Annotated in this window: 22 protein-coding genes and 1 pseudogene; 20 read left to right on the top strand and 3 right to left on the bottom strand. The window is 64.5% G+C overall.

Features of this window, described 5'->3' with window-relative positions; all coding sequences use genetic code 11:
• The first annotated feature begins 5 nt into the window (after window positions 1-5).
• The 4 genes from ABIA45_RS15495 to ABIA45_RS15480 all read left to right on the top strand — a co-directional run bounded on the left by ABIA45_RS15495 (window position 6) and on the right by ABIA45_RS15480 (window position 6,733).
• The gene (locus tag ABIA45_RS15495) at window positions 6-1,556 is read left to right on the top strand and encodes a wax ester/triacylglycerol synthase family O-acyltransferase (protein WP_157281126.1); all 1,551 of its coding nucleotides are present in this window, start codon (window positions 6-8) and stop codon (window positions 1,554-1,556) included.
• A 10-nt stretch (window positions 1,557-1,566) separates the two neighbouring features.
• Window positions 1,567-2,562 carry an alpha/beta fold hydrolase gene (locus ABIA45_RS15490; RefSeq protein ID WP_404542613.1) on the top strand — a complete coding sequence of 332 codons (996 nt, stop codon included), beginning with the start codon at window positions 1,567-1,569 and terminating at the stop codon, window positions 2,560-2,562.
• Window positions 2,563-2,694: 132 nt separating this feature from the next.
• On the top strand, window positions 2,695-5,931 hold the full coding sequence (locus ABIA45_RS15485) for a bifunctional cytochrome P450/NADPH--P450 reductase (protein WP_404542611.1): 3,237 nt from the start codon (window positions 2,695-2,697) through the stop codon (window positions 5,929-5,931).
• 127 nt (window positions 5,932-6,058) lie between these two features.
• A complete protein-coding gene (locus ABIA45_RS15480; RefSeq protein WP_404652675.1) occupies window positions 6,059-6,733 on the top strand; it encodes a spermidine synthase in 675 nt (224 codons plus the stop codon).
• Between the two features lie 14 nt (window positions 6,734-6,747).
• Here the strand turns inward: ABIA45_RS15480 and ABIA45_RS15475 are convergent, their stop codons facing one another.
• Complete coding sequence (locus ABIA45_RS15475) at window positions 6,748-7,209, bottom strand: ester cyclase (protein ID WP_404652673.1); 462 nt, start codon at window positions 7,207-7,209, stop codon at window positions 6,748-6,750.
• A 122-nt stretch (window positions 7,210-7,331) separates the two neighbouring features.
• Window positions 7,332-8,246 (bottom strand): alpha/beta fold hydrolase, encoded by a 915-nt coding sequence (locus ABIA45_RS15470; protein WP_275496642.1) that lies wholly within the window; start codon window positions 8,244-8,246, stop codon window positions 7,332-7,334.
• Window positions 8,247-8,408: 162 nt separating this feature from the next.
• On the opposite strand from ABIA45_RS15470, the gene ABIA45_RS15465 reads away from it, so the two are divergent.
• The 16 genes and pseudogenes from ABIA45_RS15465 (at window position 8,409) to ABIA45_RS15390 (ending at window position 22,471) form a co-directional block, all read left to right on the top strand.
• Window positions 8,409-8,789, top strand: a complete 381-nt coding sequence (locus tag ABIA45_RS15465; RefSeq protein ID WP_275496641.1) for a hypothetical protein — start codon at window positions 8,409-8,411, stop codon at window positions 8,787-8,789.
• Entirely contained in the window at window positions 8,786-9,868 is a 1,083-nt protein-coding gene (locus ABIA45_RS15460) for an alpha/beta hydrolase (protein WP_271545367.1), read from the top strand. Before ABIA45_RS15465 ends, ABIA45_RS15460 begins: the two co-directional genes overlap by 4 nt.
• Complete coding sequence (locus tag ABIA45_RS15455; RefSeq protein WP_157281140.1) at window positions 9,865-10,458, top strand: GNAT family N-acetyltransferase; 594 nt, start codon at window positions 9,865-9,867, stop codon at window positions 10,456-10,458. Before ABIA45_RS15460 ends, ABIA45_RS15455 begins: the two co-directional genes overlap by 4 nt.
• A gap of 250 nt (window positions 10,459-10,708) precedes the next feature.
• Entirely contained in the window at window positions 10,709-11,164 is a 456-nt protein-coding gene (locus ABIA45_RS15450) for a phasin (protein ID WP_036004804.1), read from the top strand.
• Window positions 11,165-11,331: 167 nt separating this feature from the next.
• On the top strand, window positions 11,332-12,618 hold the full coding sequence (locus ABIA45_RS15445; RefSeq protein WP_271545366.1) for a DUF445 domain-containing protein: 1,287 nt from the start codon (window positions 11,332-11,334) through the stop codon (window positions 12,616-12,618).
• 202 nt (window positions 12,619-12,820) lie between these two features.
• Window positions 12,821-13,591: a triacylglycerol lipase gene (locus ABIA45_RS15440; protein WP_271545365.1), complete on the top strand. Its 771-nt coding sequence runs from the start codon at window positions 12,821-12,823 to the stop codon at window positions 13,589-13,591.
• 241 nt (window positions 13,592-13,832) lie between these two features.
• The gene (gene paaX / locus ABIA45_RS15435) at window positions 13,833-14,699 is read left to right on the top strand and encodes a phenylacetic acid degradation operon negative regulatory protein PaaX (RefSeq protein ID WP_271545364.1); all 867 of its coding nucleotides are present in this window, start codon (window positions 13,833-13,835) and stop codon (window positions 14,697-14,699) included.
• A gap of 75 nt (window positions 14,700-14,774) precedes the next feature.
• Window positions 14,775-15,769: pseudogene (paaA, locus tag ABIA45_RS15430) on the top strand (1,2-phenylacetyl-CoA epoxidase subunit PaaA).
• 9 nt (window positions 15,770-15,778) lie between these two features.
• Complete coding sequence (gene paaB / locus ABIA45_RS15425) at window positions 15,779-16,066, top strand: 1,2-phenylacetyl-CoA epoxidase subunit PaaB (RefSeq protein ID WP_109144501.1); 288 nt, start codon at window positions 15,779-15,781, stop codon at window positions 16,064-16,066.
• Window positions 16,066-16,842, top strand: coding sequence for a 1,2-phenylacetyl-CoA epoxidase subunit PaaC (paaC, locus tag ABIA45_RS15420; RefSeq protein WP_271545362.1), 777 nt, complete (start codon window positions 16,066-16,068; stop codon window positions 16,840-16,842). The genes paaB and paaC overlap by 1 nt, the downstream gene beginning before the upstream one ends.
• Complete coding sequence (paaD, locus tag ABIA45_RS15415) at window positions 16,836-17,336, top strand: 1,2-phenylacetyl-CoA epoxidase subunit PaaD (protein ID WP_404652669.1); 501 nt, start codon at window positions 16,836-16,838, stop codon at window positions 17,334-17,336. The genes paaC and paaD overlap by 7 nt, the downstream gene beginning before the upstream one ends.
• A gap of 2 nt (window positions 17,337-17,338) precedes the next feature.
• Window positions 17,339-18,424 (top strand): 1,2-phenylacetyl-CoA epoxidase subunit PaaE, encoded by a 1,086-nt coding sequence (gene paaE / locus ABIA45_RS15410; protein ID WP_404652667.1) that lies wholly within the window; start codon window positions 17,339-17,341, stop codon window positions 18,422-18,424.
• Window positions 18,425-18,525: 101 nt separating this feature from the next.
• Window positions 18,526-18,975 carry a hydroxyphenylacetyl-CoA thioesterase PaaI gene (gene paaI / locus ABIA45_RS15405; protein WP_271545359.1) on the top strand — a complete coding sequence of 150 codons (450 nt, stop codon included), beginning with the start codon at window positions 18,526-18,528 and terminating at the stop codon, window positions 18,973-18,975.
• 39 nt (window positions 18,976-19,014) lie between these two features.
• Window positions 19,015-20,346: a phenylacetate--CoA ligase PaaK gene (paaK, locus tag ABIA45_RS15400; RefSeq protein WP_157281158.1), complete on the top strand. Its 1,332-nt coding sequence runs from the start codon at window positions 19,015-19,017 to the stop codon at window positions 20,344-20,346.
• Window positions 20,347-20,411: 65 nt separating this feature from the next.
• Complete coding sequence (locus tag ABIA45_RS15395; protein ID WP_404542582.1) at window positions 20,412-21,413, top strand: zinc-binding alcohol dehydrogenase family protein; 1,002 nt, start codon at window positions 20,412-20,414, stop codon at window positions 21,411-21,413.
• A 2-nt stretch (window positions 21,414-21,415) separates the two neighbouring features.
• Entirely contained in the window at window positions 21,416-22,471 is a 1,056-nt protein-coding gene (locus tag ABIA45_RS15390) for a YeeE/YedE family protein (protein WP_404652664.1), read from the top strand.
• Here the strand turns inward: ABIA45_RS15390 and ABIA45_RS15385 are convergent.
• Window positions 22,450-23,364 (bottom strand): DMT family transporter, encoded by a 915-nt coding sequence (locus tag ABIA45_RS15385; RefSeq protein WP_109144494.1) that lies wholly within the window; start codon window positions 23,362-23,364, stop codon window positions 22,450-22,452. The two genes, ABIA45_RS15390 and ABIA45_RS15385, sit on opposite strands and share 22 nt — an antisense overlap.
• Between the last annotated feature and the right edge of the window lie 76 nt (window positions 23,365-23,440).

Genomic DNA, 23,440 nt, shown 5'->3' with positions numbered 1-23,440 from the left:
GAACCATGGCTGACGGTAAGAAGCTGTCGTCGCTTGACGCGTCGTTTCTCTATCTGGAAACACCGGAGATGCCGATGCATGTCGGCAGCATGGCGATCTTCCGCCTGCCTGACGACTACAAGGGCGATTTCTTCGAAGACTTCAAGGCGATGATCGTCTCGCGCCTGCACATCGCGCCGATTCTCAAGGCGCGGCTGGAGAAGGCGCCGCTCGACATCGATCATCCATCCTGGGTCGAGGACGATCAGTTCGACATCGACCGCCACATCTTCCGGGCAAGCCTGCCGCAGCCGCGCGACCGCGCCACGCTCGAGCGCATCGTCGGCTGGATGCATGCCAAGCTGCTCAACCGCGCCCGCCCGCTCTGGGAGTTCTACGTGTTCGAGGGCATGAAGGACAACGAGGTCGGGCTCTATTCCAAGATGCACCATGCCGCGATCGATGGCGGCGCCGGTGCGGCGCTGACCAACATGATCTACGACATCTCGCCGATCCCGCGGAAGGTCGATCCGCCGACCGCGGGCAGCAAGCCCGGGCAGGAGCCGCGCGACATCGCCGCCAACCTGCTCGACTCCTATCAGCAGCTGTTCAGCCAGCCGCTGGAGGCTTCGCAAGCGGCGAAGAACCTGCAGCTGCCCCGCACCGGCAAGAGCGATATCGGCTCGATCCTGTTCGACAACGCGATGTACCAGATCGAGAGCGCGGTGCGCTTCGCCGGCAACATCCCGACCGTGCTCAAGAGCGTCTCCGACGTGCTCGGCAAGATCGCCGATCCCAAGTCGCGCGAGAGCCTTGCCAGCATGGTGTCGCCGCCGACCATGCTCAACAAGACGATCTCCTCGGAGCGGAGCTTTGCCGGCGTGTCGATCCCGCTGTCGCGGGCCAAGGCGCTGGCCAAGCAGGCCGGCGGCAAGCTCAACGACGTGGTGCTGGCGCTCGCCTCCGGCGTCGTCCGCCGCTATCTCCTGCGATATGGCACGCTGCCGGCGAAATCCCTGACCGCCGCGGTGCCGATCTCGCTGCGGGAGGAGGGCAACACCGAGGCCAACAACCAGGTGTTCGGCATGATCTGCTCGATCGCCACCAACATCGCGGATCCCAAGGCGCGGCTGGAAGCGATCATTGCGCAATCAACCAAGTCCAAGGAGATGTCGCATCCTTTGCGGGCCTTGATGCCGCAGGTCTCCAACATCTCGATGCTGGGCGCGCCGATCATGGTGCAGATTCTGGCGCTGCTCTATAGCCGCTCGAACCTCTCCGACGTGCTGCCGCCCGCGGCCAACATCACCGTGTCCAACGTGCCCGGGCCGCGGCAGACGCTCTATGCCGCCGGTGCCGAGCTCTTGCACATCTTCCCGGTGTCTATCTCGACCCACGGGCAGGCACTCAACATCACCGTGCAGAGCTATCGCGACCAGCTCGATTTCGGCTTTATCGTCGGTGCCAACATCATCCCGCATGTGCAGGTGATGTGCGACATGCTGCCCGAGGAGTTCGCTGCGCTGGAGGCGGCCTACGCGCCGCCCGCCACCGATATCAAGGGCGCTGCGGAGTAAGGAATTTGCTATGATTGAAATGCCGCAGCTCAAGTTCGCGACGACGAACGGAATCCGCATGGGCTTCTACGAGGCGGGACCGGCCGATGACAAGCCGCCGGTCGTGCTGTGCCACGGCTGGCCCGAGCTCGCCTTCTCCTGGCGCCACCAGATCAAGGCCCTGAGCGCGGCCGGCATCCGGGTGATCGCGCCCGACCAGCGCGGCTACGGCGCGACCGACCGGCCCGAGCCGGTCGAAGCCTATGACATGGAGCACTTGACCGGCGATCTCGTCGGTCTGCTCGATCATCTCGGGATCGACAAGGCGATTTTCGTCGGTCACGACTGGGGCGGCTTCGTCGTCTGGCAGATGCCGCTACGGCATCCCACGCGCGTCGCCGGTGTGGTTGGCGTCAACACGCCGCACTGGGACCGCATGCCGATCGATCCGATCGCGCTGTTCCGCCAGCGTTTTGGCGACCAGATGTATATCGTCCAGTTCCAGGACCCCGCGCGCGGACCGGACAAGATATTCAGCAGCCGTGTCGAGCAGACCTTTGACGCCTTCATGCGCAAGCCGGCCGCGCGCCCTCCGGGTGCGCCTCAGGAACAGCCGATTGCTGGCATTGGTGCTTCGCCGCGCATCAACCTGGCGTTCCCGCAGATGATCGCGAATTACGACGCCAGACATGATCCGCGCACGCCGATCCTGTCGGCTGACGAGAAGAAGGTGTTCGTCGACACGTTCACGAAGACCGGCTTCACCGGCGGCATCAACTGGTACCGCAACTTCACCCGCAACTGGGAGCGCGCGAAAGGGCTGGACCACCACATCCACGTGCCCTCGTTGATGATCATGGCCGAGAACGATGCCGTGCTGCCGCCCTCGGCGGCCGACGGCATGGAGAAGCTGGTCGATGACCTCGAGAAGTATCTGGTGAAGGACAGCGGCCATTGGACGCAGCAGGAGAAGCCGGAAGAGGTCAGCGCCAAGCTGATCGAATGGCGCAGAAGGCGGTTTGGCTAGCGCTCGTCATTGTGAACTCGTCATTGCGAGGAGCGAAGCGACGAAGCAATCCAGACTGCCTCCGCGGATATATTTCCGGATTTCTTCGCTTCGCTCGCAATGACGACATTGAGGCAGGGGGACTACATTTCGATGTCATCCAAGAACCGTCTGGACCCGATCCCGCAGCCGGCGACCAAGCCGGTAGTCGGCAACATGCTGTCGCTGGACGCGGCCGCTCCCGTGCAGCACCTGACGCGGCTTGCCAAGGAGCTCGGTCCGATCTTCTGGCTCGACATGATGGGCTCGCCGATCGTCGTCGTCTCCGGCCACGATCTCGTCGACGAGCTCTCGGACGAGAAGCGGTTTGACAAGACGGTGCGCGGCGCGCTGCGGCGCGTGCGTGCGGTCGGCGGCGACGGCCTCTTCACCGCCGACACCCGTGAGCCGAACTGGAGCAAGGCGCACAACATTCTGCTGCAACCGTTCGGCAACCGCGCCATGCAGTCCTATCACCCGAGCATGGTCGATATCGCCGAGCAGCTCGTCCAGAAATGGGAGCGGCTCAACGCCGACGACGAGATTGACGTCGTTCACGACATGACCGCGCTGACGTTGGATACGATCGGCCTGTGCGGCTTTGACTACCGCTTCAACTCGTTCTACCGGCGCGACTACCATCCCTTCGTCGAGTCGTTGGTGCGCTCGCTCGAAACCATCATGATGACGCGCGGCCTGCCGTTCGAGCAGCTCTGGATGCAGAAGCGGCGCAAGACGTTGGCCGAAGACGTCGCCTTCATGAACAAGATGGTCGACGAGATCATCGCCGAGCGGCGCAAGAGCGCGGAAGGCATCGACGACAAGAAGGACATGCTCGCCGCAATGATGACCGGCGTCGACCGCTCCACCGGCGAGCAGCTCGACGACGTCAATATCCGCTATCAGATCAACACCTTCCTGATCGCAGGGCACGAGACCACCAGCGGCCTGTTGTCCTACACGCTCTACGCGCTGCTCAAGCACCCGGAGATTCTCAAGAAGGCCTATGACGAGGTCGATCGCGTCTTCGGCCCCGACGTCAACGCCAAGCCGACCTATCAGCAGGTGACGCAGCTCACCTACATCACGCAGATCCTCAAGGAGTCGTTGCGGTTGTGGCCGCCGGCGCCGGCCTACGGCATCTCGCCGCTGAACGACGAGACGATCGGCGGCGGCAAGTACAAGCTCAGGAAAGGAACGTTCGTCACCATTCTGGTGACGGCGTTGCACCGTGATCCCAGCGTGTGGGGTCCCAACCCTGATGCCTTCGATCCCGAGAATTTCAGCCGCGAGGCGGAGGCAAAACGGCCGATCAATGCCTGGAAGCCGTTCGGCAACGGCCAGCGGGCTTGCATCGGCCGCGGCTTCGCCATGCACGAGGCAGCGCTCGCGCTCGGCATGATCCTGCAGCGCTTCAAGCTGATCGACCACCAGCGCTACCAGATGCACCTGAAGGAGACGCTGACCATCAAGCCGGAAGGCTTCAAGATCAAGGTGCGGCCGCGTGCCGATCGCGAGCGCGGCGCCTATGGCGGGCCCGTTGCGGCTGCGTCCTCGGCACCAAAGGCGCAGCGTCAGCCCACCACGCGGCCCGGCCACAACACGCCGATGCTGGTGCTCTACGGCTCCAATCTCGGCACCGCCGAGGAGCTCGCAACGCGCATGGCCGATCTTGCCGAGATCAACGGTTTTGCCGTGCATCTCGGCCCGCTCGACGACTATGTCGGCAAGCTGCCGCAGGAGGGCGGGGTGCTGATCATCTGCGCCTCCTATAACGGCGCGCCGCCGGACAATGCGACGCAGTTCGTCAAATGGCTCGGGGAGAATCTGCCGAGGGATGCCTTCGCCGGTGTGCGCTACGCCGTGTTCGGCTGCGGCAACAGCGACTGGGCCGCGACCTATCAATCGGTGCCGCGCTTCATCGACGAGCAATTGTCGAAGCATGGTGCGCGCGCGGTCTATCCGCGCGGCGAGGGCGATGCGCGCAGCGATCTCGACGGCCAGTTCCAGAAATGGTTCCCCGCCGCCGCGCAAGTCGCGACCAAGGAGTTCGGCATCGACTGGAATTTCACCCGCACCGCCGAGGACGATCCGCTCTATGCGATCGAGCCTGTCGCGGTGACCGCCGTCAACACCATCGTCGCCCAAGGCGGTGCAGTGGCGATGAAGGTGCTGGTCAATGACGAGCTCCAGAACAAGTCCGGCGCGAATCCTTCCGAGCGCTCGACGCGCCACATCGAGGTGCAGCTGCCGGCCAACCTCAGCTATCGCGTCGGCGATCACCTCAGCGTCGTTCCGCGCAACGATCCTACGCTGGTAGACTCGGTCGCGCGCCGCTTCGGCTTTTTGCCGGCCGATCAGATCAGGCTCCAGGTGGCCGAAGGCCGGCGCGCGCAATTGCCGGTCGGCGCGGCCGTGTCGGTCGGCCGCCTGCTCAGCGAGTTCGTCGAGCTGCAGCAGCTCGCGACGCGCAAGCAGATCCAGATCATGGCCGAGCACACCCGCTGCCCCGTCACCAAGCCGAAGCTGCTGGCCTTCGTCGGGGAGGAGGCGGAACCGCTCGAGCGCTATCGCTCCGAGATCCTCGCCAAGCGCAAATCGGTGTTCGACCTGCTGCTCGAATATCCGGCTTGCGAACTACCGTTCCACGTCTATCTCGAGATGCTCTCGCTGCTGGCGCCGCGCTATTACTCGATCTCGTCCTCGCCGTCGGTCGACCCGGCGCGTTGCAGCGTCACGGTCGGCGTGGTCGAAGGTCCGGCCGCCTCCGGCCGCGGCACCTACAAGGGTATCTGCTCGAACTATCTCGCCAATCGGCGGGCGGGCGATACGATCTACGCAACCGTGCGCGAGACCAAGGCGGGCTTCTGCCTGCCGGATGATCCATCCGTGCCGCTCATCATGATCGGTCCGGGCACGGGACTTGCGCCGTTCCGCGGCTTCCTCCAGGAGCGCGCCGCGCGCAAGGCGAAAGGGGCCGCGCTCGGCCCGGCCATGCTGTTCTTCGGCTGCCGCCATCCCGACCAGGATTTTCTTTACGCGGAAGAGCTGAAGGCGCTGGCGGCGAGCGGCATCACCGAGCTGTTCACGGCGTTCTCGCGCGCGGACGGGCCGAAGACCTATGTGCAGCACGTGATCGCGGCGCAGAAGGACAAGGTCTGGCCGCTGATCGAGCGGGGCGCGATCGTCTATGTTTGCGGCGATGGCGCGAAGATGGAGCCGGACGTGAAGGCTGCGCTGGTCGCCATCCACCGCGAGAAGAGCGGCAGCGATGCTGCGGCAAGCGCGCGCTGGATCGAGGAGATGGGCGCGAACAACCGCTATGTGCTGGACGTCTGGGCGGGCGGGTAGCGCGAGACGTGGTCTGTAGCCCGAATGGAGCGCAGCGAAATCCGGGGCGATCTTTCTCACGAGAGTGTTTCCCGGATTGCGCTTCGCTCCATCCGGGCTACGAGCCAAATCGTGCTAAACGTCGCCCATGATTCCCTGGGAAAAGATCGACACCGCCAAAATCCCCGGTTCCGACGAGGAGCTCCGCCTGATGCGGCGGGGCAAGGAGTTCTCCATCAAGCTCGGCACCAACGAGCTGATGAACAGCCGCCTGTCGGGGTCGGAAGCGGCGCTCGCAACCCTTGCCGCGAAGCAGATCGAGAAAGTCGCAAAGCCCGTCGTTCTCATCGGCGGTCTCGGCATGGGTTTTACGCTACGCGCCGCGCTGGCCGTGCTCGGAGCCCAGGCGAAGATCGTCGTCTCCGAGTTGGTTCCGTCGGTTGTCGCCTGGGCGCGAGGCCCAATGGCGGAGGTCTTCGGCGATAGTCTCGATGATGCCAGGGTGAGCATTCGCGAGATCGACGTTGGCGAAATCATCCGGGCGAAGCGTTCGGCCTTCGACGCCATCCTGCTCGACGTGGACAACGGGCCCGAGGGGTTGACCCGGAAGGGCAATGACGCGCTCTACGATGCGAGCGGGCTCTCGTCGGCGAGGACGGCGCTGCGGCCGGGAGGCGTGCTGGCCGTCTGGTCGTCGGGACCCAATCCGCCGTTCACAGGGCGTCTCAAGCGTGCAGGTTTCGACGTCAACGAGGTCAACGTTCGCGCCACCGGCAGAGGCGGCGGCGCGCGCCACGTGATCTGGATCGGGCGGAAGGGCTAGGCTGCGCCTCGAGGTTAGAACATCGTGTTGCCGTTCGCCGGGTTTTCAGGAATCTCCTGAATGACGTCCCAATGCTCGACGATCTTGCCGTTCTCCAGCTTGAAGATGTCCACGATCGCGCGGCCCCTGGTGCCGGGCTCGCGAACCGAATGAACGTGCAGGATGACGAAGTCGCCCTCCGCGAAGCTGCGCTTGATCTCGCTGCGCGAGTTCGGAAACTTCTCGCGCAGGAAGCCGACGAATTTCCGGAAGCCGTCGGGGCCATCGGGAGCGGTTGGATTGTGCTGGACGTAACGGTTGCCGACATAGGCGAGGGCGGCGTCGGCGTCCTTCTGGTTGAGGCCCTTCTCATAGAAGGCCAGTACGGTTTGGCGGTTGGCTTCTTCCTGCGCGCTGGCGGCCATCGCGGCGTCGCCAGCGAGAAACAACATGAGAATGGAAGCGGCCATTGCCGCGGATCGGATGATGAAATGCATGTGAGCTCCGAGAGGCCGCAGCCTCTGTTTGGCGTCTGAGACGGCCTGTATAGCCTTCATAGGAACTCCCGTTAAGACAGGCACCGGCAGCTCACATGGTCACCGAGAGGAGACCGGCCGGCCTAAGCCGCCTGCGCCGCCGCGCCATGCGCGTGCTTGTCGATCGCGTCGATGATTTCCGGCCAGAAGCGCATCGGCAGCGCGTGGCCCATGCCCTCGATCATCAGCAGCTTTGCGTTCGGGATCGACGCGGCCGTGTCCTTGCCGCCTTCGGGGCGGACCAACGGATCGACGGTGCCGTGGATCACGAGCGTCGGAGCCTTCACGGCGTGCAGCCGCTCCTTGCGGCTGCCGGAGGCAAGCACGGCGCGGAGCTGGCGGCCGACGCCGGCCGGATTGAGCCCGCGCGCGAATACGCGCTCGGCGCGGCCGGGATCAAGCGCTTCCTCTTCCGGGAAATGTCCGGCGCGCAGCACCTTCCAGGTTTGGCCGTAGCGGACGATGAACTCCTCCTTGCTGCGCGGCGGCGGCGCCATCAGCACCGCGGCGGCCTCGCGGGTCGGGGGCGGCACGCGCGGATTGCCCGTCGTCGACATGATCGAGGTCAGCGAGCGCACGCGGTGCGGAAACGACAGCGTCACCTCCTGCGCGATCATGCCGCCCATGGACGCTCCGACGAGATGCGCCGACTTGATGCCGAGCGCATCCATCAGCCCGACCGTGTCCTTTGCCATGTCGATCAGCTTGTAGGTCGCGGCCACCGGGATCCGCAACAAGCGCAACTTCAGCAGCTCGAACGGCGTCAGCCGCTTGCCGCCAGTGAGATGGCTCGACTTGCCGATGTCACGGTTGTCGAAACGGATCACGCGGAAGCCGCGCGCGGCGAGCTGCTCGCAGAACGCATCGTCCCAATGGATCATCTGCGCCCCGAGGCCCATGATCAGCAGCAGCGGCTCGGCATTGTCGTTGCCGAAGATCTCGTAGCAGATGTCGATGCCGTTGGCTCGGACGGTCTGGGGCGATTGATGGGCGGTCACGGGTTCCTCCTGCTGACCGACGCTGTATCGCACGGTTTCATTCCACGAAGAAGCCGCGTCTCCGACGTTGCGTCGGTTGCTTGCCGGTTGACCGGCACCGCGCAACGGTGTGGTATGGCGGGACAAGAAGGGTGCAAAGCCCTCCGCATTGGGAGGACGCCGATGACCGACAAGATCACCGATCCGGTCGCCTTGTGGCAAAAGATGGTTGGCGAAATGGAGAAGGGTTTCAACTCCTTCGCGACCAAGGCGATGGAGACGCCCGAATTCTCGCAGGCCATGAACCGCGCCGGCGGCGTTGCTGCAGGTGCTCAGAAGCAATTCGGCGATCTCATGGAAAGGTACCTGATCTCGATGAACCTGCCGAGCCGCGAGCAGATGACCGGCATCGCGGAACGGCTCCAGTCGATCGAAGGCCAGCTCGCCGAGATCAAGTCGATGCTGAGCCAGATGTCGGCCACTTCGGGCGCGCCGCAACCCGGCGCCGCGCCGCGGCCACCGCGAACCAAGCGTCCGCCGTCCGAAGGCGGAGACCAAAAATGAACGCGCCGGCGGGACTTGATCTTGCCTCGATCCCGGAGCGCATCCAGTCCGAGGTACAGCGCGCGATTCAGCGCAGCATCAAGGGCGTCGAATACTTCTCGAGCTCAGGCCCCTCGCTCGGCTCGACGCCAAAGGACGTGCTGCACTCGCGCGGGACCATGAGCCTCTATCACTACCGGCCGATGTCGGACGAGATCTACCGCGTGCCGGTGCTGATCGTAATGGCAACCACCAATCGCGGCTACATCCTCGACCTCGTGCCCGGCCAGAGCTTCATCGAGTTCCTGCTGAAACGCGGCTACGACGTCTACATGCTGGACTGGAGCGCGCCGAGGCCGGAGGAGAAGAGCCTGCGCATGGAGGACTATGTCCTCGACTTCATTCCGGACTGCGTCCGCCGCGTGCAAGCCGATTCCGGCGAGCAGGACGTCTCCGTCATCGGCTATTGCTTTGGCGGCGTGCTGTCGCTGCTCTACGGCTCGATCCACAAGGACGGGCCGATGAAGAACCTGATCTGCTTCACCACGCCGATCGACTTCCGGGAGATGAAGCTGTTCTCGAACTTCTCCGACCGCCGCTATTTCGACGTCGACCACCTCGTCGACAGCGTCGGCAACGTGCCGCCGGAGATGATCCTGTCCTCGTTCGAGATGCTGCGCCCGGCCTCGCGTACGGTGAGTCAGATCCAGCTCTGGGAGAACATCTGGAACGACGAGTTCGTGAAGTCGTACCGCATGTTCGACCGCTGGGCGACCGACACGCTGCCGCTCGCCGGGGAATATTTCCGCGCCATCACCAAGGACCTGATGTGGGACAACAAGCTGTTCGACGGCACCATGTCGGTCGGCGGCCGGCCGGCGAAGCTCGAGAACATCACGGTGCCGATCCTGCACGCGGTCGCCGAGCACGATCACATCGTGCCCTATGAGGCCGCCAAGCACCTGATCGCCAAGATCGGCTCGACCGACAAGGAAGAGGTGATCCTGAAGGGCGGTCACGTCTCGCTCGTCGCCGGCGCCAACGCGGTGAAGCGGCTGTGGCCGAAACTGGATTCCTGGCTGGGAAAGAGATCGACATGAGCGAGCAGCGTTCCTATCCGCGCCACGTCACAACCGACGCCGGCGCTATCGAGATCCGCCTGATGTCGCCCGCCGACGAGGCCGCGGTGCTGGCTTTTGGCAAGGGCCTGCCGACCCATGACCTGTTGTTCCTGCCACGCAACATCAGCGAGCCGAAGGTGCTGTCGGCCTGGGTCAAGGAAATCGAGCGCGGAGCTATTCAGAGCCTGCTCGCGGTGAGAGAGGGCAGGGTCGTTGGTTGCGGCACGCTGGTGCGCGATCCCCATTCCTGGTCGCCTCATGTCGGTGAGATCCGGATGGTGGTTTCGCCCGAGGTCCGCGGCAAGGGCGTGGGCAAGGCGCTGTCGCAGGAGACCTTTGCGCTCGCGCTCGGAGCGGGCCTGGAAAAGCTCTCGGTCCAGATGACGGTGGATCAGCAGGCAGCGATCGCCCTCTTCGAGAGCCTCGGCTTCAAGGCTGAGGCCCTGCTGCGGGACCATGTCCGGGACGTCGACGGCAAAACCCACGACATCGTCGTGCTCGGCCATAACATCGCGCAGGTCCAGGCTCAGATGGAGGCCTACGGCCTGCCTGGCGCCGTCCAACACTAGAAGGCGCCGTCCCAACACTAAGGGAGCGCCACCCTGCAATCAAAAACTCGAAAAACAACCCCATGCACAGTAGGCGGCTGGCTAGGAAGGCAGCCATCTGCCTTCAGATGAGGCTGATCACGATTTCGTGATATCGCAGTGCAATACGAATATTGCATCGCACAATTAACCGTGGCATATAAGCCGTGCCCCGGGCCATCGAGGACGGGGTGAGCCCATAGCTCAAACCATTGAGGATGGAGAGAACCCCATGACCACTGAAACCAATACCGCTTTCGAGGGCTTCAAGGACGCTTTCAAGAACATCCAGAACCTGGAAGTTCCCGAGGCCGCCCGCGAATTCGTCAAGAAGACTGCCAACACCGCCAAGGACCGTGCTGCCGAGGTGTTCGCTGGCTCCGAGCGAGTGACCGCCGCCGTCGAGAACGCGGTGACCGAGTCCATCACCGAGGCCGGCAAGATCAGCCGCAACATCCAGCAGGCGATCTACGAGGACGCCGAGGCGTTCTTCTCGGGCATCGACAAGCTCGCGTCGGCCAAGTCGGTCAGCGAAGCCGTCGAGATCCAGTCGAGCCTGCTCCGCTCCCGCGGCGAAGTGTTCGTCTCGCGCGCCAAGGCGACCGCCGACTATCTCGGGAAGCTCGCCGCCAACGGTGCGAAGTCCGCTCAGGACAATTTCGCCAAGGTCTACAGCAAGACCGCCTGATCTGGCGCCTGAGCACAACTGAATTTCAGGCCCGCTTCGGCGGGCCTTTTGTTTTCGCGCCACCGTCATTGCGAGGCGCTCTTGCGACGAAGCAATCCAGAGTCTTTCCTCTGAAAGATTCTGGATTGCTTCGCTTCGCTCGCAATGACGAGTACTGTGATGCCGTCATGGACTCGTCTGTTACCTTCTCCTTCGATGCCCCCGGCGATGCCGCACGCGCGGCCGAGCTCCGCCGCGTCAAGGCGCTGGCGACTTTGGTGCTGGCCTCGACGCTGGCACTGTTCATCGTCGCAAAGTGGCTGCTGCCCGTGCATCCCGTGTTCGGCTTCATTGCCGCCTTTGCGGAAGCTGCCACGATCGGCGGGCTCGCCGACTGGTATGCCGTGGTGGCCCTGTTCAAGCGCCCGCTCGGCCTGCCGATCCCGCACACCGCGATCATCCAGAGCAACCAAGCCCGCATCGCCGACAAGCTCGGCGAATTCATCCAGGTGCATTTCCTCGAGGCGGCTCCGGTCGAGGCCAAGCTGAAGGAAATCGATTTCGGCTCCTTCGTCGCCGACTGGCTGCGTGACCGCAAGCGCAGCGACGACCTCGCGCGCTTTACGCTGCGTCTGTTGCCGGAAGCCGTGTCCGCGACCGAAAGCTCCGGATTGATGACCTTCATCGTCCGCCGCATGTCCTCGCAGCTCCAGGCGATCGACCTCGCACCGCTCGCGGCCGGCACGCTGCGCGGCTTCGTCGCGGAGGGACGGCACCAGATCCTGTTCGACGATCTGCTGCGCGTGATGCACGAGACCTTGAATCAGACAGAGACGATGGCGATGATCCGCGAGAAGGTGCGCGCGGAATTGCCGACCCTGCTCAAGCTCTATCGCGCTGACAAGTTTCTGGTGAACAAGATCGTGGCGTCCGCCACCGCCTTCTTCAACGAAGTGCGCAGCGATCCCAAACATCCGTTCCGCGGCGAGTTCGACCGCATGGTGCTGAACTTCGTCGACAGGCTCGGCACCGATCAAGCGTATATCGACCGCATCGACGGCCTGAAACGCGATCTCCTGGCGCGGCCGGAGCTTGCCGATCTCGCCCGCACCGTCTGGGCCAACACGCGCTCCTTCATCGAGCGCAGCGCGAGCGGCGAGACGCAGGTGCTGCAACATCATCTCGCCGGGATGTTCGTCTCGGCCGGCGAGGCGCTCGCCGGCGATGCCGAGCTGCGCGGCGAGATCAACAAGGGTCTCGTCACCGTGCTACGCAGCTTCGTCGCGGACCAGAAGAGCGGCGTCTCGACCTTCATCTCCGATCAGGTCAAGGCGTGGAATATGACGCAGCTGATTTCGCTGATCGAAATCAACATCGGCCGCGACCTGCAATACATCCGCTTCAACGGCTCATTGATCGGTGGGCTCGCCGGGCTCGCGCTCTACACCGTAGAATCCCTGCTTCGATGGTTGTGACTTTTGCGTCACGGCCGTTAGCATTAACGCGCGGACCTATTGTCGCCCCGCGTCTCTCCCGCTTGAATGTCGGGAACCGGCCGCCTAGCTGATTCATGTTGCGCTGCGGAACGATCAAGAAGCCGGTGCATTGGAATTCATGCCGATTTGCCGGTCTCGCTGCCGGCGGCCTTTCCAGGAATTCTTCCCAGGGGAAACATTGATGACCGCAACTGCCCAGACGCTGCGCCCGCCGTCCCGCACCTTGATGTTTCTGGAGGGGCGCGCGATCCACGAGTTCGGCGCATTCCTCGGCGCGCTGCCGCTGCTCAGCCTTGCGCCGCGCGGCGATGGGCATCCGGTGCTGGTGCTGCCGGGCCTTGTGGCTTCCGATGTCTCCACACGTGCGCTGCGCGCGTTTCTGACGAGCAAGGGCTATGCGGTGAGCGGCTGGCGCCAAGGGCGCAATTATGGCCTGCGCGATGGCGTTCAGGACGCCATGGTCGATCTGGTCCATGAGCTCAGTGACACGCACGGCCGCAAGATCAGCCTGGTCGGCTGGAGCCTTGGCGGCCTCTACGCGCGCCAGCTCGCCAAGATGATGCCGGAGCGCGTGCGCCAGGTGATCACGCTCGGCAGCCCCTTCGCCGGCGATCCGCGCTCGACCAACGCCTGGCGCGTCTATGAATGGGCGAGCGGGCGCAAGGCCGACGAGGTCGATCCGCGTTTTGGCGGCGAGCTCGCCGTGCCGCCGCCGGTGCCGACCACCGCCATCTTCAGCCGCAGCGACGGCGTCTGCGCCTGGCAGGGCTGCATGGAAAAGTCGGGCGCACAGACCGAGAGCATCGAGGTCGAAAGCAGCCATTGCGGCATGGGGCACCATCCCGCCGCGGTCTATGCCGTGGCCGATCGCCTCGCGCAGAAGGAAGGCCAATGGCGCCCGTTCGATCGCAGCGGCTGGCGCAGCCTGGCCTATCCCGATCCGCATCGGTGATGTCTTGCCTCTCCCCGCCTGCGGGGAGAGGCCGCCACGCGCCGAGCGATGCGGAGCATCGTCCGAAGCGTGGCGGGTGAGGGGGGCTCTCCGCGAGTCTGTCTGTCACTGATTTTGAGGATGCAGCCCCTCACCCCTTCCTTCTCCCTGTAAGAACGGGGAGAGGGAAGATCAAGAGCTCTCCGCGAAAGCGTCGACCCCTCCATTGTCGCGCCTGCACCAAACGCGCTAAGCCTGCCGCATGGCGCATCCGCTTTCCCGTATCATCGACCAGCTCAAGCGCGAGCCCTCGCGCACCGGCTCCATCGTCATCACCGTGTTCGGCGATGCCATCGTGCCGCGTGGTGGCTCGGTGTGGCTCGGCACGCTTCTGGAATTCTTCGAAAGCCTCGACATCGACAGCGGCGTGGTGCGCACCGCGATGTCGCGGCTTGCCGCCGATGGCTGGCTGACGCGCGAGAAGGTCGGCCGCAACAGTTTCTATCGCCTGGCCGACAAGGGCCGCCAGACCTTCGAGGCCGCGACGCGCCACATCTACGATCCGCCGCCGTCCGACTGGACCGGACGCTTCGAACTGCTGCTGATCGGCAATGGCGAGGATCGCGACGCTTCGCGCGAAGCGCTCCGCAATGCCGGCTTCGGCAGCCCGCTGCCGGGCGTATGGGTCGCACCATCGGGCGTTCCGGTGCCGGATGAGGCCGCGAGCGCGATCCGCCTCGAAGTCTCGGCGGAAGACGACAGCGGCCGCCGTCTGCTCAGCGCGAGCTGGCCGCTCGATCGCACCGCCGATGCCTATCTGAAATTCATGAAGACGTTCGAGCCGCTGCGCGCTGCGATCGCGCGCGGCACGGATCTGTCCGAGGCCGACGCCTTCACCGCGCGGATCCTCTTGATCCACCATTACCGCCGCGTCGTGCTGCGCGACCCGCTGCTGCCCGAGAGCCTGCTGCCGCCGGATTGGCCGGGCAGGGCGGCCCGCGAACTCTGCGGCGAGATCTATCGCGCGCTGCTCGCTCCGTCCGAACAATGGCTCGACAGCCATGGAACCAATGAAAAAGGGCCGTTGCCGGCCGCGCGAAAGCTGCTGGAACGAAGGTTCGGCGGTTGACCATTATGTTACAGTAATATCTTGCATGATGTAAATCTTGTTATATATTCCCTCCCAATAAACGGGAGGATGCGCATGTACACCCAGGCGCTGAACACGGCCGAGACCGCTGATCGCGATCTCGAGGACGCAGGCAAAGCCGCGCAATTCCAGGCCCGCGTCGATGCCGAGGAGCGCATCGAGCCGAACGACTGGATGCCGGCGGCCTATCGCAAGACGCTCACCCGCGCCAGATCTCCCAGCACGCGCATTCCGAAATCGTCGGCATGCTGCCCGAAGGCAACTGGATCACGCGCGCGCCGACCTTGCGCCGCAAGGCCGCGCTGCTCGCCAAGGTGCAGGATGAATGCGGCCACGGCCTCTATCTCTACGCCGCCGCCGAGACGCTCGGGTCCTCGCGCGAGGAGCTGGTCGACGCCATGCTCGCCGGCAAGGCCAAATATTCCTCGATCTTCAACTATCCGACGCTGACCTGGGCCGACATCGGCACGATCGGCTGGCTGGTCGACGGTGCTGCGATCATGAACCAGATCCCGCTGTGCCGCTGCTCCTACGGGCCCTATGCGCGCGCGATGATCCGCGTCTGCAAGGAGGAGTCCTTCCACCAGCGCCAGGGTTACGAGATCATGGTGACGCTGTGCCGCGGCTCGGAGGAGCAGAAGGCGATGGCGCAGGACGCGCTGAACCGCTGGTGGTGGCCGGTGCTGATGATGTTCGGCCCGCCGGATGCGAAGAGCCAGCACAGCGACACCTCGACGAAGTGGAAGATCAAGCGCTTCTCCAATGACGAGCTGCGCCAGAAGTTCGTCGATGCCACCGTGCCGCAGGCGCAGTATCTCGGCCTCACCATTCCCGATCCCGGCATGACGCAGGACGCCGACGGCCACTGGCGCTACAGCGAGATCGACTGGACCGAATTCAAGCAGGTGTTGGCCGGCAACGGCCCCTGCAATCGCGACCGCATGGCCGCGCGCCGCAAGGCGCACGAGGAGGGCGCCTGGGTGCGCGAGGCGGCAGCTAGCTATGCCGCCAAGCGCGCCCAGCGTCAGACCGCCCAGGCTGCCGAATAGGAGACCGATATGGCCACGCCGAACACGCCGCTGTGGGAAGTCTTCATTCGCAGCCGCAACGGGCTCGCACACAAGCATGTGGGATCGCTGCATGCGAGCGATGCGACCATGGCGCTGCAGGCCGCCCGCGACATCTACACCCGGCGCGGCGAGGGCCTGTCGATCTGGGTCGTGCCCTCGAGCGCGATCACCGCGAGCGATCCCGCCGAGAAGGGCATGATGTTCGAGCCGGCGGAATCCAAGATCTACCGGCACCCGACGTTCTACGAGGTGCCGGATGAAGTGGGGCACATGTGATGGTGGTCGCCAACATCCAGGTCTCCGAAACCCCGCTGGTGCTCTACGCGCTGCGCCGCGCCGACGATGCGCTGATCCTCGGTCACAGGCTGTCGGAATGGTGCGGGCACGCGCCGATGCTGGAAGAGGACATGGCGCTCTCCAACATCGCGCTCGACCTGATCGGCCAGGCGCGGGAGCTCTACACCTTTGCCGCCAAGGTCGAAGGCAGGGACAACGACGAGGACAAGCTCGCTTACCTGCGCGACGTGCGGCAGTACCTTAATCTTCTCCTAGTCGAGCAGCCCAACGGCGATTTTGCCCAGACCTTGGTGCGGCAATTCTTCTATTCCGCCTTCGCCGATCTCTATTGGCGTGCGATGATGAATTCGCGCGATGGGACGCTGGCTGCGATTGCTGCGAAATCGGAGAAGGAGAGCGCCTACCATCTGCGCCATGCCTCGGAATGGATCATCCGGCTCGGCGACGGCACTGAGGAGAGCCACACGCGCACGCAAGCAGCGATCGATCATCTCTGGGCCTTTACCGGCGAGATGTTTGCCGTCGACGACGGCGAACGCGCGCTGATCCATGCTGGCATTGCTGTGGATCCCGCAAGCTTGCGCGGGCGCTGGCTGGCGACGCTCTCGGACGTCACGCGTGAAGCAACGCTCGCGCTGCCGCAGAACGACTGGATGCAGCAGGGCGGCCGCGCCGGTCGCCACAGCGAGCATCTCGGCCACCTCCTGTCGGAGCTGCAATCGCTGCAGCGGACTTTTCCGGGGCTGACATGGTGACGGTGACCGATGACGCTGCGCTGCGCCAGCGCGCCTGGGACGCCGCCGCAAGCGTGGTCGATCCGGAAATTCCGGTGCTGAGCATTGCCGATCTCGGCGTGCTGCGCGACGTCGTTCTCGACGGTGATCATGTCGAGGTCGCGATCACACCGACCTATTCGGGTTGCCCGGCCATGAACATGATCGCGCTCGAAATCGAGGTCGCGCTGGAGCGCGCCGGTTTCCATCGTCCGAAGGTGCGGACCGTGCTGTCGCCGGCCTGGACCACGGACTGGATGACCGAGGACGGACGCAAGAAGCTGCGCGCCTACGGCATCGCGCCGCCGCAAGCTTCAAACTCGCGCCGCGCGCTGTTCGGCGAACAGACTGTCGCATGCCCGCAATGCGGCTCGGACAAGACTGAGCTGCTGTCCGAATTCGGCTCGACCTCCTGCAAGGCGCTCTGGCGCTGCAAGGCCTGCCGCGAACCCTTCGACTACTTCAAGTGCCATTGACCATGTCCGCAGCCGCACCGCGCTTCCATCGTCTCGCCGTCAGGGACCTCCGTCGCGAGGCTACGGACGCCGTGTCGATGACCTTCGCCATCCGCCCCAATGAACTCGCCGGCGATTACGCCTTTACGCCCGGCCAGTATCTGACGTTGCGCGCCACGCTCGACGGCGAAGAGGTGCGCCGCTCCTATTCGATCTGCTCCGGCCCCGACGACGGCGAGATCCGTATCGCGGTGAAGAAGGTCGATGGCGGGGCGTTTTCGAGCTGGGCCGCCGAAGATCTCAAATGCGGCGACGAGCTCGACGTGATGACGCCGACGGGCCGTTTCGGCGTCGTCCCCCCGGCAGATCGTGCGCGTGTTCATGTCGGCTTCGCCGCCGGCTCCGGCATCACGCCGATCCTGTCGATCGTCAAGGGCGTGCTCGCGCGCGAGCCGGGCAGCCGCTTCTTTCTGTTCTACGGCAACCGCACCACCGACAACATCATGTTCCTCGAAGCGCTCGAGGAGCTGAAGGACCGCTTCATCGATCGCCTTTCGATCTTTTACGTGCTCTCCGGCGAGGAGCAGGACATCCCGATCCTGCATGGCCGGCTCGACGGCGACAAGGTGAGGGTGCTGCTCCGCGCGCTGGTGCCGGCGTCAAGCGTCGATCACGTCTTCATCTGCGGTCCTCTTGGCATGAGCGAGGAGATCGAGGCGACCTGCCGCGATCTCGGCATCGCGGACGAGCGCATCCATGTCGAGCGCTTCGTCTCCGAGTTCGGCGGCAAGCCGCGGCCGAAGCGGGCGGTTGCGCCCGACGCGCCGCCGAAGGCGGTCGCCTCGCTGATCATCGACGGCAAGCGCCGCGACGTGCCGGTCGCCGAGGACGAGGCCATCCTCGATGCCGCCCTGCGCGCCGGTGTCGATCTGCCCTTTGCCTGCAAGGGCGGCATGTGCTCGACCTGCCGCGCAAAACTGGTCGAGGGCGAGGCGCCGATGGACATCAACTATTCGCTGGAACCGTGGGAGCTCGAGGCCGGCTTTGTTCTCACCTGCCAGGCCAAGCCGTCCACAGAGCGGGTCGTGGTCGACTATGATCATGTCTGATCGGGCGTTCCGCGGCTCCGCAATGCAAACGCGTCGCATTATTTGACAGTTTTGGCCAAGCAGCAGAACATCATGAGCAACCGTCTGGCCGGGAGAAGCGCGTGAACGTCAAAGCCGCCCTGTCGCCTGAGGATATTGCCCGTGCCTGCGCCGATGCGATGTGGGCCGAGGACGATGCCTCCAAAGGTCTCGGTATGGAGATCGTCGAGATCGGCCCGGGCTTTGCGACGCTCGCCATGACGGTGCGGCCTGATATGGTCAATGGCCAGCGCATCGCCCATGGCGGCTTTATCTTCACGCTGGCCGATTCCGCTTTTGCGTTCGCCTGCAACTCGCACAATGAGCGCGTCGTCGCGGCACAGGGCCAGATCACGTTCATCAAGCCGGGCAAGCTTGGCGATCGTCTCATTGCCAAGGCGCGGGAGATCACGCGCGGCGGCCGCTCCGGCATCTACGATGTGCGTGTCACGGCGGGCGAGGTCGTCATCGCGGAATTCCGCGGACATTCGCGGGTCATTCCCGGCAATTGGCTGCCGGCGCAAGATCAATAAGAACAAACACAAAAGAACAGACAATGTGGGGAAACGAGGATGGCTCTGACGAGGCTCAAGGAAGGTGGCAACGCCTATAGCGCCGAGATGGATGCGCATGAGCGCGCCTCGCGCGGCGAGATCATGGCGCTGCAGAAGCAGCGGTTGGCGTGGTCGCTGAAGCACGCCTACGACAACGTCGCGCATTACCGCAAGGCTTTCGACAAAGCGGGCGTGCATCCGTCCGACTTTCGCGAGCTCTCTGATCTCGCCAAATTCCCGTTCACGGTCAAGACGGACCTGCGCGACAATTATCCCTTCAACATGTTCGCCGTGCCGCGCGAGAAGCTCGTGCGGGTGCATGCTTCATCCGGAACGACCGGAAAGCCGATCGTGGTCGGCTATACGCAGCGCGATATCGACACCTGGTCCGAGGTGATGGCGCGCTCGATCCGCGCCGCCGGCGGCCGCACCGGCATGATCATCCACAATGCGTATGGCTATGGACTCTTCACCGGCGGTCTCGGCGTGCACTACGGCGCCGAGAAGCTTGGCTGCACCGTAGTGCCGATCTCCGGGGGCATGACCGAGCGGCAGGTGCAGCTCATCAACGATTTCCGGCCCGACATCATCACGGTGACGCCGAGCTACATGTTGGCGATCCTCGACGAGTTCAAGCGCCAGAAGCTTGATCCGCGCCAGTGTTCGCTCAAGATCGGCATCTTCGGCGCGGAACCCTGGACCAACGCGATGCGCGCCGAGATCGAGGACGCCTTCGACATGGATGCGACCGACATCTATGGCCTGTCCGAGGTGATCGGCCCGGGCGTCGCGCAGGAATGCATCGAGACCAAGGATGGCCTGCACATCTGGGAGGATCATTTCTACCCGGAAGTGATCGACCCCGAGACCGGCGCGGTGCTGCCCGACGGCGAGAAGGGCGAGCTGGTCTTCACCTCGCTCACCAAGGAAGCCTTTCCGGTGATCCGCTATCGCACCCGCGACCTGACGCGGCTGCTGCCGGGCACGGCGCGGCCGGGCATGCGGCGGATGGAGAAGGTGACCGGGCGCTCGGACGACATGATCATCCTGCGCGGCGTCAATCTGTTCCCGACCCAGATCGAGGAGGTGCTGCTCGCGACCGACTGGTGCGGCGGCCATTTCATCCTCGAGCTCACCCGGGAAGGCCGCATGGACGAGCTCACCATCATCGCCGAGGCGCGGCCCGAGAGCTGGGACGGCCGCGGCCTCGTCGACCATGCGGATCGGATTTCGACTCACATCAAGAATACGATCGGCGTCAGCTCCAGGGTGCAGGTGGTTGCGCCGGCCACGCTGGAGCGCTCGCTCGGCAAGGCCAAGCGGCTCTACGACAAGCGGCCCAAGGACTGACTGGACGGATTGACTCGACCGGCCCCAGGGGCGACAAGGCCCGCGGGAAATCGCGGGTCTTTTTCATGTCAGCCGATGCCAAAACCGTCGAAGCGCGCTGTGTGCGCCTCAACGCCAAAGCTGAAAATGCCGTTGCGCTTGCACCGATCGTTGAGCGCCAGATGCTTGCGCGCGCACCGAACGAGCTCTTGATCGAGGTGAAGGCTGCCGCCGTCAATCCCTCCGACGTCAAGGCTGCGACCGGGCTGATGCCCTATGCGGTGTTCCCCCGCACCCCCGGCCGCGACTATGCCGGCGTGGTGATCGACGGCCCCGCGGGCACAATGGGGCGCGAAGTGTTCGGCTCGTCCGGCGACCTCGGCATCCGTCGTGACGGCACCCATGCGAGCCATCTCGTGGTCGAAGCCGATGCGGTCGTGGAGAAGCCGAAGTCTGTGTCCTGGGAGGAGGCCGCCGGCATCGGCGTGCCCTTCGTCACCGCGATGGAAGGCTTTCGCCGCGCCGGCTTGCCGAAGAGCGGCGAGACCGTTCTGGTGTTCGGCGTCAACGGCAAAGTCGGCCAAGCCGCGGTGCAAATCGCCACCTGGCAGGGCGCGCGCGTGGTCGGCGTGGTGCGCAGGGCGGAAACCTATGAAGGCCACACCAACGCGCCCATCGAGGTGATCGACGCCTCCGTCATCGACGTTGCCGCGCGCGTGCGCGAATTGACCGGCGGCAAGGGCGCCGACATCGTCTTCAATACGGTCGGCGATCCCTATTTCCAGGCCGCGCACAAATCGCTCGCGCTTCGCGGCCGCCAGATCCTGATCGCCGCGATCGACCGCATCGTGCAGTTCAACATCCTCGAATTCTATCGGGGTCAGCACACTTATGTCGGCATCGACACGCTGGGTCTATCGTCGGCTGCGACGGGCGCGGTGCTGCGCGATCTCGGGCCGGGTTTTGCCAGCGGCCATCTGAAGCCGTTTCCGATCAAGGCGAATGCGATCTATCCGCTGGAGCGCGCGAAGGAAGCGTATGTTGCGGTCGCCGGCTCGTCACGTGACCGGGTGATCCTGAAGCCGTAACCATGGAATCCACGCAACTCGTTATCCTCGCCGGCCTTGCCATCGGTCTCGTCTACGGCGCAGTTGGCCTGCTCAGCGATTTCTGCCTGATGAGCAGCATGCGCGGGTTTCTGGCGGAGGGCGACGGGCGGCTGGTGCGGACCTACGCGCTCGCAATCGCTGTTGCGATCGCTGCGAGCCAGTTCCTCGCCAGCAGCGGCACGGTCGATCTCGGCAAGTCGATCTATTTGCAGCAATCGTTTTCGCCGGCGGTGCTGTTCCTCGGCGGCCTGCTGTTCGGCTACGGCATGGTGCTTTCGAACGGCTGCGGCTCGCGGGCGCTGGTGCTACTCGGCCGCGGCAATCTCCGCTCCTTCGTCGTCGTGATCGTGCTCGCGATTGCCGCGCAGATGACGCTGAAGGGCCTCATCGCACCGGCGCGCATTGCGCTGGTGCAGGCAACGCAAGTCACGGCTCCTGCCAACTCGCTGCCGTCGTTGCTGGCGACGCTCGGCTTCACGGAATCGCTTTCGCGCGCGCTCGCCGCGGCCGCGACAACCGTCGCGTTGAGCCTGTTCGCTTTCGCGCATCCTGCGTTCCGTCGCTCGCCCGGCCAGGTCGTAGCGGGCATCATCGTGGGCCTCCTCGTCGCCGGCGGCTGGCTGGCCACCGGCTATCTCGGTGCCGACGACTTCAATCCGGTCCCCGTGACCTCCCTTACGTTCGTCGCGCCGATCGCCGATAGCCTGCAATACGCCATGCTCTCGACCGGGCTGACGCTCAACTTCGGCATCGCGACGGTGGCCGGCGTCTTCGCCGGCAGTCTGGTTACGGCACTCGCAACAGGCCGCTTCAAGCTCGAAGGCTATTCCTCGCCGCGCCACATGCTCCGCTCAGGGACCGGTGCCGCGCTGATGGGGATCGGCGGCGTGATGGCGTTCGGCTGCTCGATCGGGCAGGGGCTCACGGGCGTGTCTACGCTCGCGCTGGGCTCGTTTGTCGCGGTCGCCGGCATCCTGCTCGGCACCGCGGCGGGCCTGCGCGGGTTTCTGCGGGTTCAGCCTCTCGCGGTGGCCTGACTGCGCAATAACCGATCGCCTAGCGTCGCAAGGCCGATGCCGGAGACGATCAGCGCGGCCGCGACGGCAAGGCTCGCGTCGATGGGTTCACCCAGAAGGATCGCAGCGCTGGCGATGCCGACCAGCGGTGTCCCGGTGGTGCCGAGCGACGTCGTCAGGGCTGAGATGCTCTTGTTGACCATCGACATCGCCCAATAAGCCAGGACCGTTCCGACCAGGCCCGAATAGAGAAACAACAGTACGAGCCTCCACGACCACTCCACATGCGGGAGGCCATCCACAGCTGTCGCGCCGACCGACAGCACGATCGTTGCCACGAGCACCTGCCAAAGCAAAAGCTGAAGCGGAGATCCGATCCAGCGATGCGCGCGGATATAGATGATGTTCGCAGCCCAAGAGATCGCGGCCAGGATGACCATGCCGGCGCCGAGCAGCACGTTTGGGTTGGTCCAGTCGATCGAGGATGGATTCAGGATGACGGCAAGGCCGATCAGCCCGAGCAGAGCGCCGGCGAGCTTCGGCGCCGTCAGCGTGTCCTTGCCGAAAAGGGGCGCGGCGAGTGCGACCCAGAGCGGCGTGGTGTAGCCGAGCACGATCCCCTTGCTTGCGGGCAGGAAGCGAAGGCCGCTGGCAACCAGGATCGAGAACAGCGTCATATGCAGCAGCGCCACGCTCAGAATCACGGGAAAGTCGCGTCGCTCCGGGATCACGAGATTGTTGCTCAGTCCGAGCAGCACGAACAATCCAGCCAGCGCGATCCAACTCCGGATTGCCGCGCTCCACAACGGCGGGACGAACTGCACGAGCTGCTTGGTCACCGACCAATTCACGCCCCAGGCCAGCACCACGATGAGGAACAGGCCGATGGCCGCACGGGGTGAGAGGGTGTTCATGTCGCAGGTCCTTGAAGCAGTCCGAGCCGCTGGATAGCATCCCGACTGGCATTTGAAAAAGCGCCAGATTGGAGAA

This window comes from Bradyrhizobium sp. USDA 336 (genome assembly GCF_044908355.1).
GTDB classification, from domain to species: Bacteria; Pseudomonadota; Alphaproteobacteria; order Rhizobiales; family Xanthobacteraceae; genus Bradyrhizobium; species Bradyrhizobium yuanmingense.
Note: the sequence above shows the minus strand (reverse complement) of the source record. Positions and strands in the feature narration are given on the sequence as shown.

What these genes read in the sequence shown, in the direction of transcription:
- ABIA45_RS15390 (WP_404652664.1), top strand. Translation starts at nt 21,416, where the DNA reads ATGGAATCCACGCAACTCGTTATCCTCGCCGGCCTTGCCATCGGTCTC.
- ABIA45_RS15460 (WP_271545367.1), top strand. Translation starts at nt 8,786, where the DNA reads ATGAACGCGCCGGCGGGACTTGATCTTGCCTCGATCCCGGAGCGCATC.
- ABIA45_RS15395 (WP_404542582.1), top strand. Translation starts at nt 20,412, where the DNA reads ATGTCAGCCGATGCCAAAACCGTCGAAGCGCGCTGTGTGCGCCTCAAC.
- ABIA45_RS15450 (WP_036004804.1), top strand. Translation starts at nt 10,709, where the DNA reads ATGACCACTGAAACCAATACCGCTTTCGAGGGCTTCAAGGACGCTTTC.
- ABIA45_RS15385 (WP_109144494.1), bottom strand. Translation starts at nt 23,364, where the DNA reads ATGAACACCCTCTCACCCCGTGCGGCCATCGGCCTGTTCCTCATCGTG.
- ABIA45_RS15440 (WP_271545365.1), top strand. Translation starts at nt 12,821, where the DNA reads ATGACCGCAACTGCCCAGACGCTGCGCCCGCCGTCCCGCACCTTGATG.
- paaC (WP_271545362.1), top strand. Translation starts at nt 16,066, where the DNA reads ATGGTGGTCGCCAACATCCAGGTCTCCGAAACCCCGCTGGTGCTCTAC.
- ABIA45_RS15480 (WP_404652675.1), top strand. Translation starts at nt 6,059, where the DNA reads ATGATTCCCTGGGAAAAGATCGACACCGCCAAAATCCCCGGTTCCGAC.
- ABIA45_RS15485 (WP_404542611.1), top strand. Translation starts at nt 2,695, where the DNA reads ATGTCATCCAAGAACCGTCTGGACCCGATCCCGCAGCCGGCGACCAAG.
- paaK (WP_157281158.1), top strand. Translation starts at nt 19,015, where the DNA reads ATGGCTCTGACGAGGCTCAAGGAAGGTGGCAACGCCTATAGCGCCGAG.
- paaX (WP_271545364.1), top strand. Translation starts at nt 13,833, where the DNA reads ATGGCGCATCCGCTTTCCCGTATCATCGACCAGCTCAAGCGCGAGCCC.
- ABIA45_RS15475 (WP_404652673.1), bottom strand. Translation starts at nt 7,209, where the DNA reads ATGCATTTCATCATCCGATCCGCGGCAATGGCCGCTTCCATTCTCATG.
- ABIA45_RS15495 (WP_157281126.1), top strand. Translation starts at nt 6, where the DNA reads ATGGCTGACGGTAAGAAGCTGTCGTCGCTTGACGCGTCGTTTCTCTAT.
- paaB (WP_109144501.1), top strand. Translation starts at nt 15,779, where the DNA reads ATGGCCACGCCGAACACGCCGCTGTGGGAAGTCTTCATTCGCAGCCGC.
- paaD (WP_404652669.1), top strand. Translation starts at nt 16,836, where the DNA reads ATGGTGACGGTGACCGATGACGCTGCGCTGCGCCAGCGCGCCTGGGAC.
- ABIA45_RS15455 (WP_157281140.1), top strand. Translation starts at nt 9,865, where the DNA reads ATGAGCGAGCAGCGTTCCTATCCGCGCCACGTCACAACCGACGCCGGC.
- ABIA45_RS15445 (WP_271545366.1), top strand. Translation starts at nt 11,332, where the DNA reads ATGGACTCGTCTGTTACCTTCTCCTTCGATGCCCCCGGCGATGCCGCA.
- ABIA45_RS15490 (WP_404542613.1), top strand. Translation starts at nt 1,567, where the DNA reads ATGATTGAAATGCCGCAGCTCAAGTTCGCGACGACGAACGGAATCCGC.
- paaE (WP_404652667.1), top strand. Translation starts at nt 17,339, where the DNA reads ATGTCCGCAGCCGCACCGCGCTTCCATCGTCTCGCCGTCAGGGACCTC.
- ABIA45_RS15465 (WP_275496641.1), top strand. Translation starts at nt 8,409, where the DNA reads ATGACCGACAAGATCACCGATCCGGTCGCCTTGTGGCAAAAGATGGTT.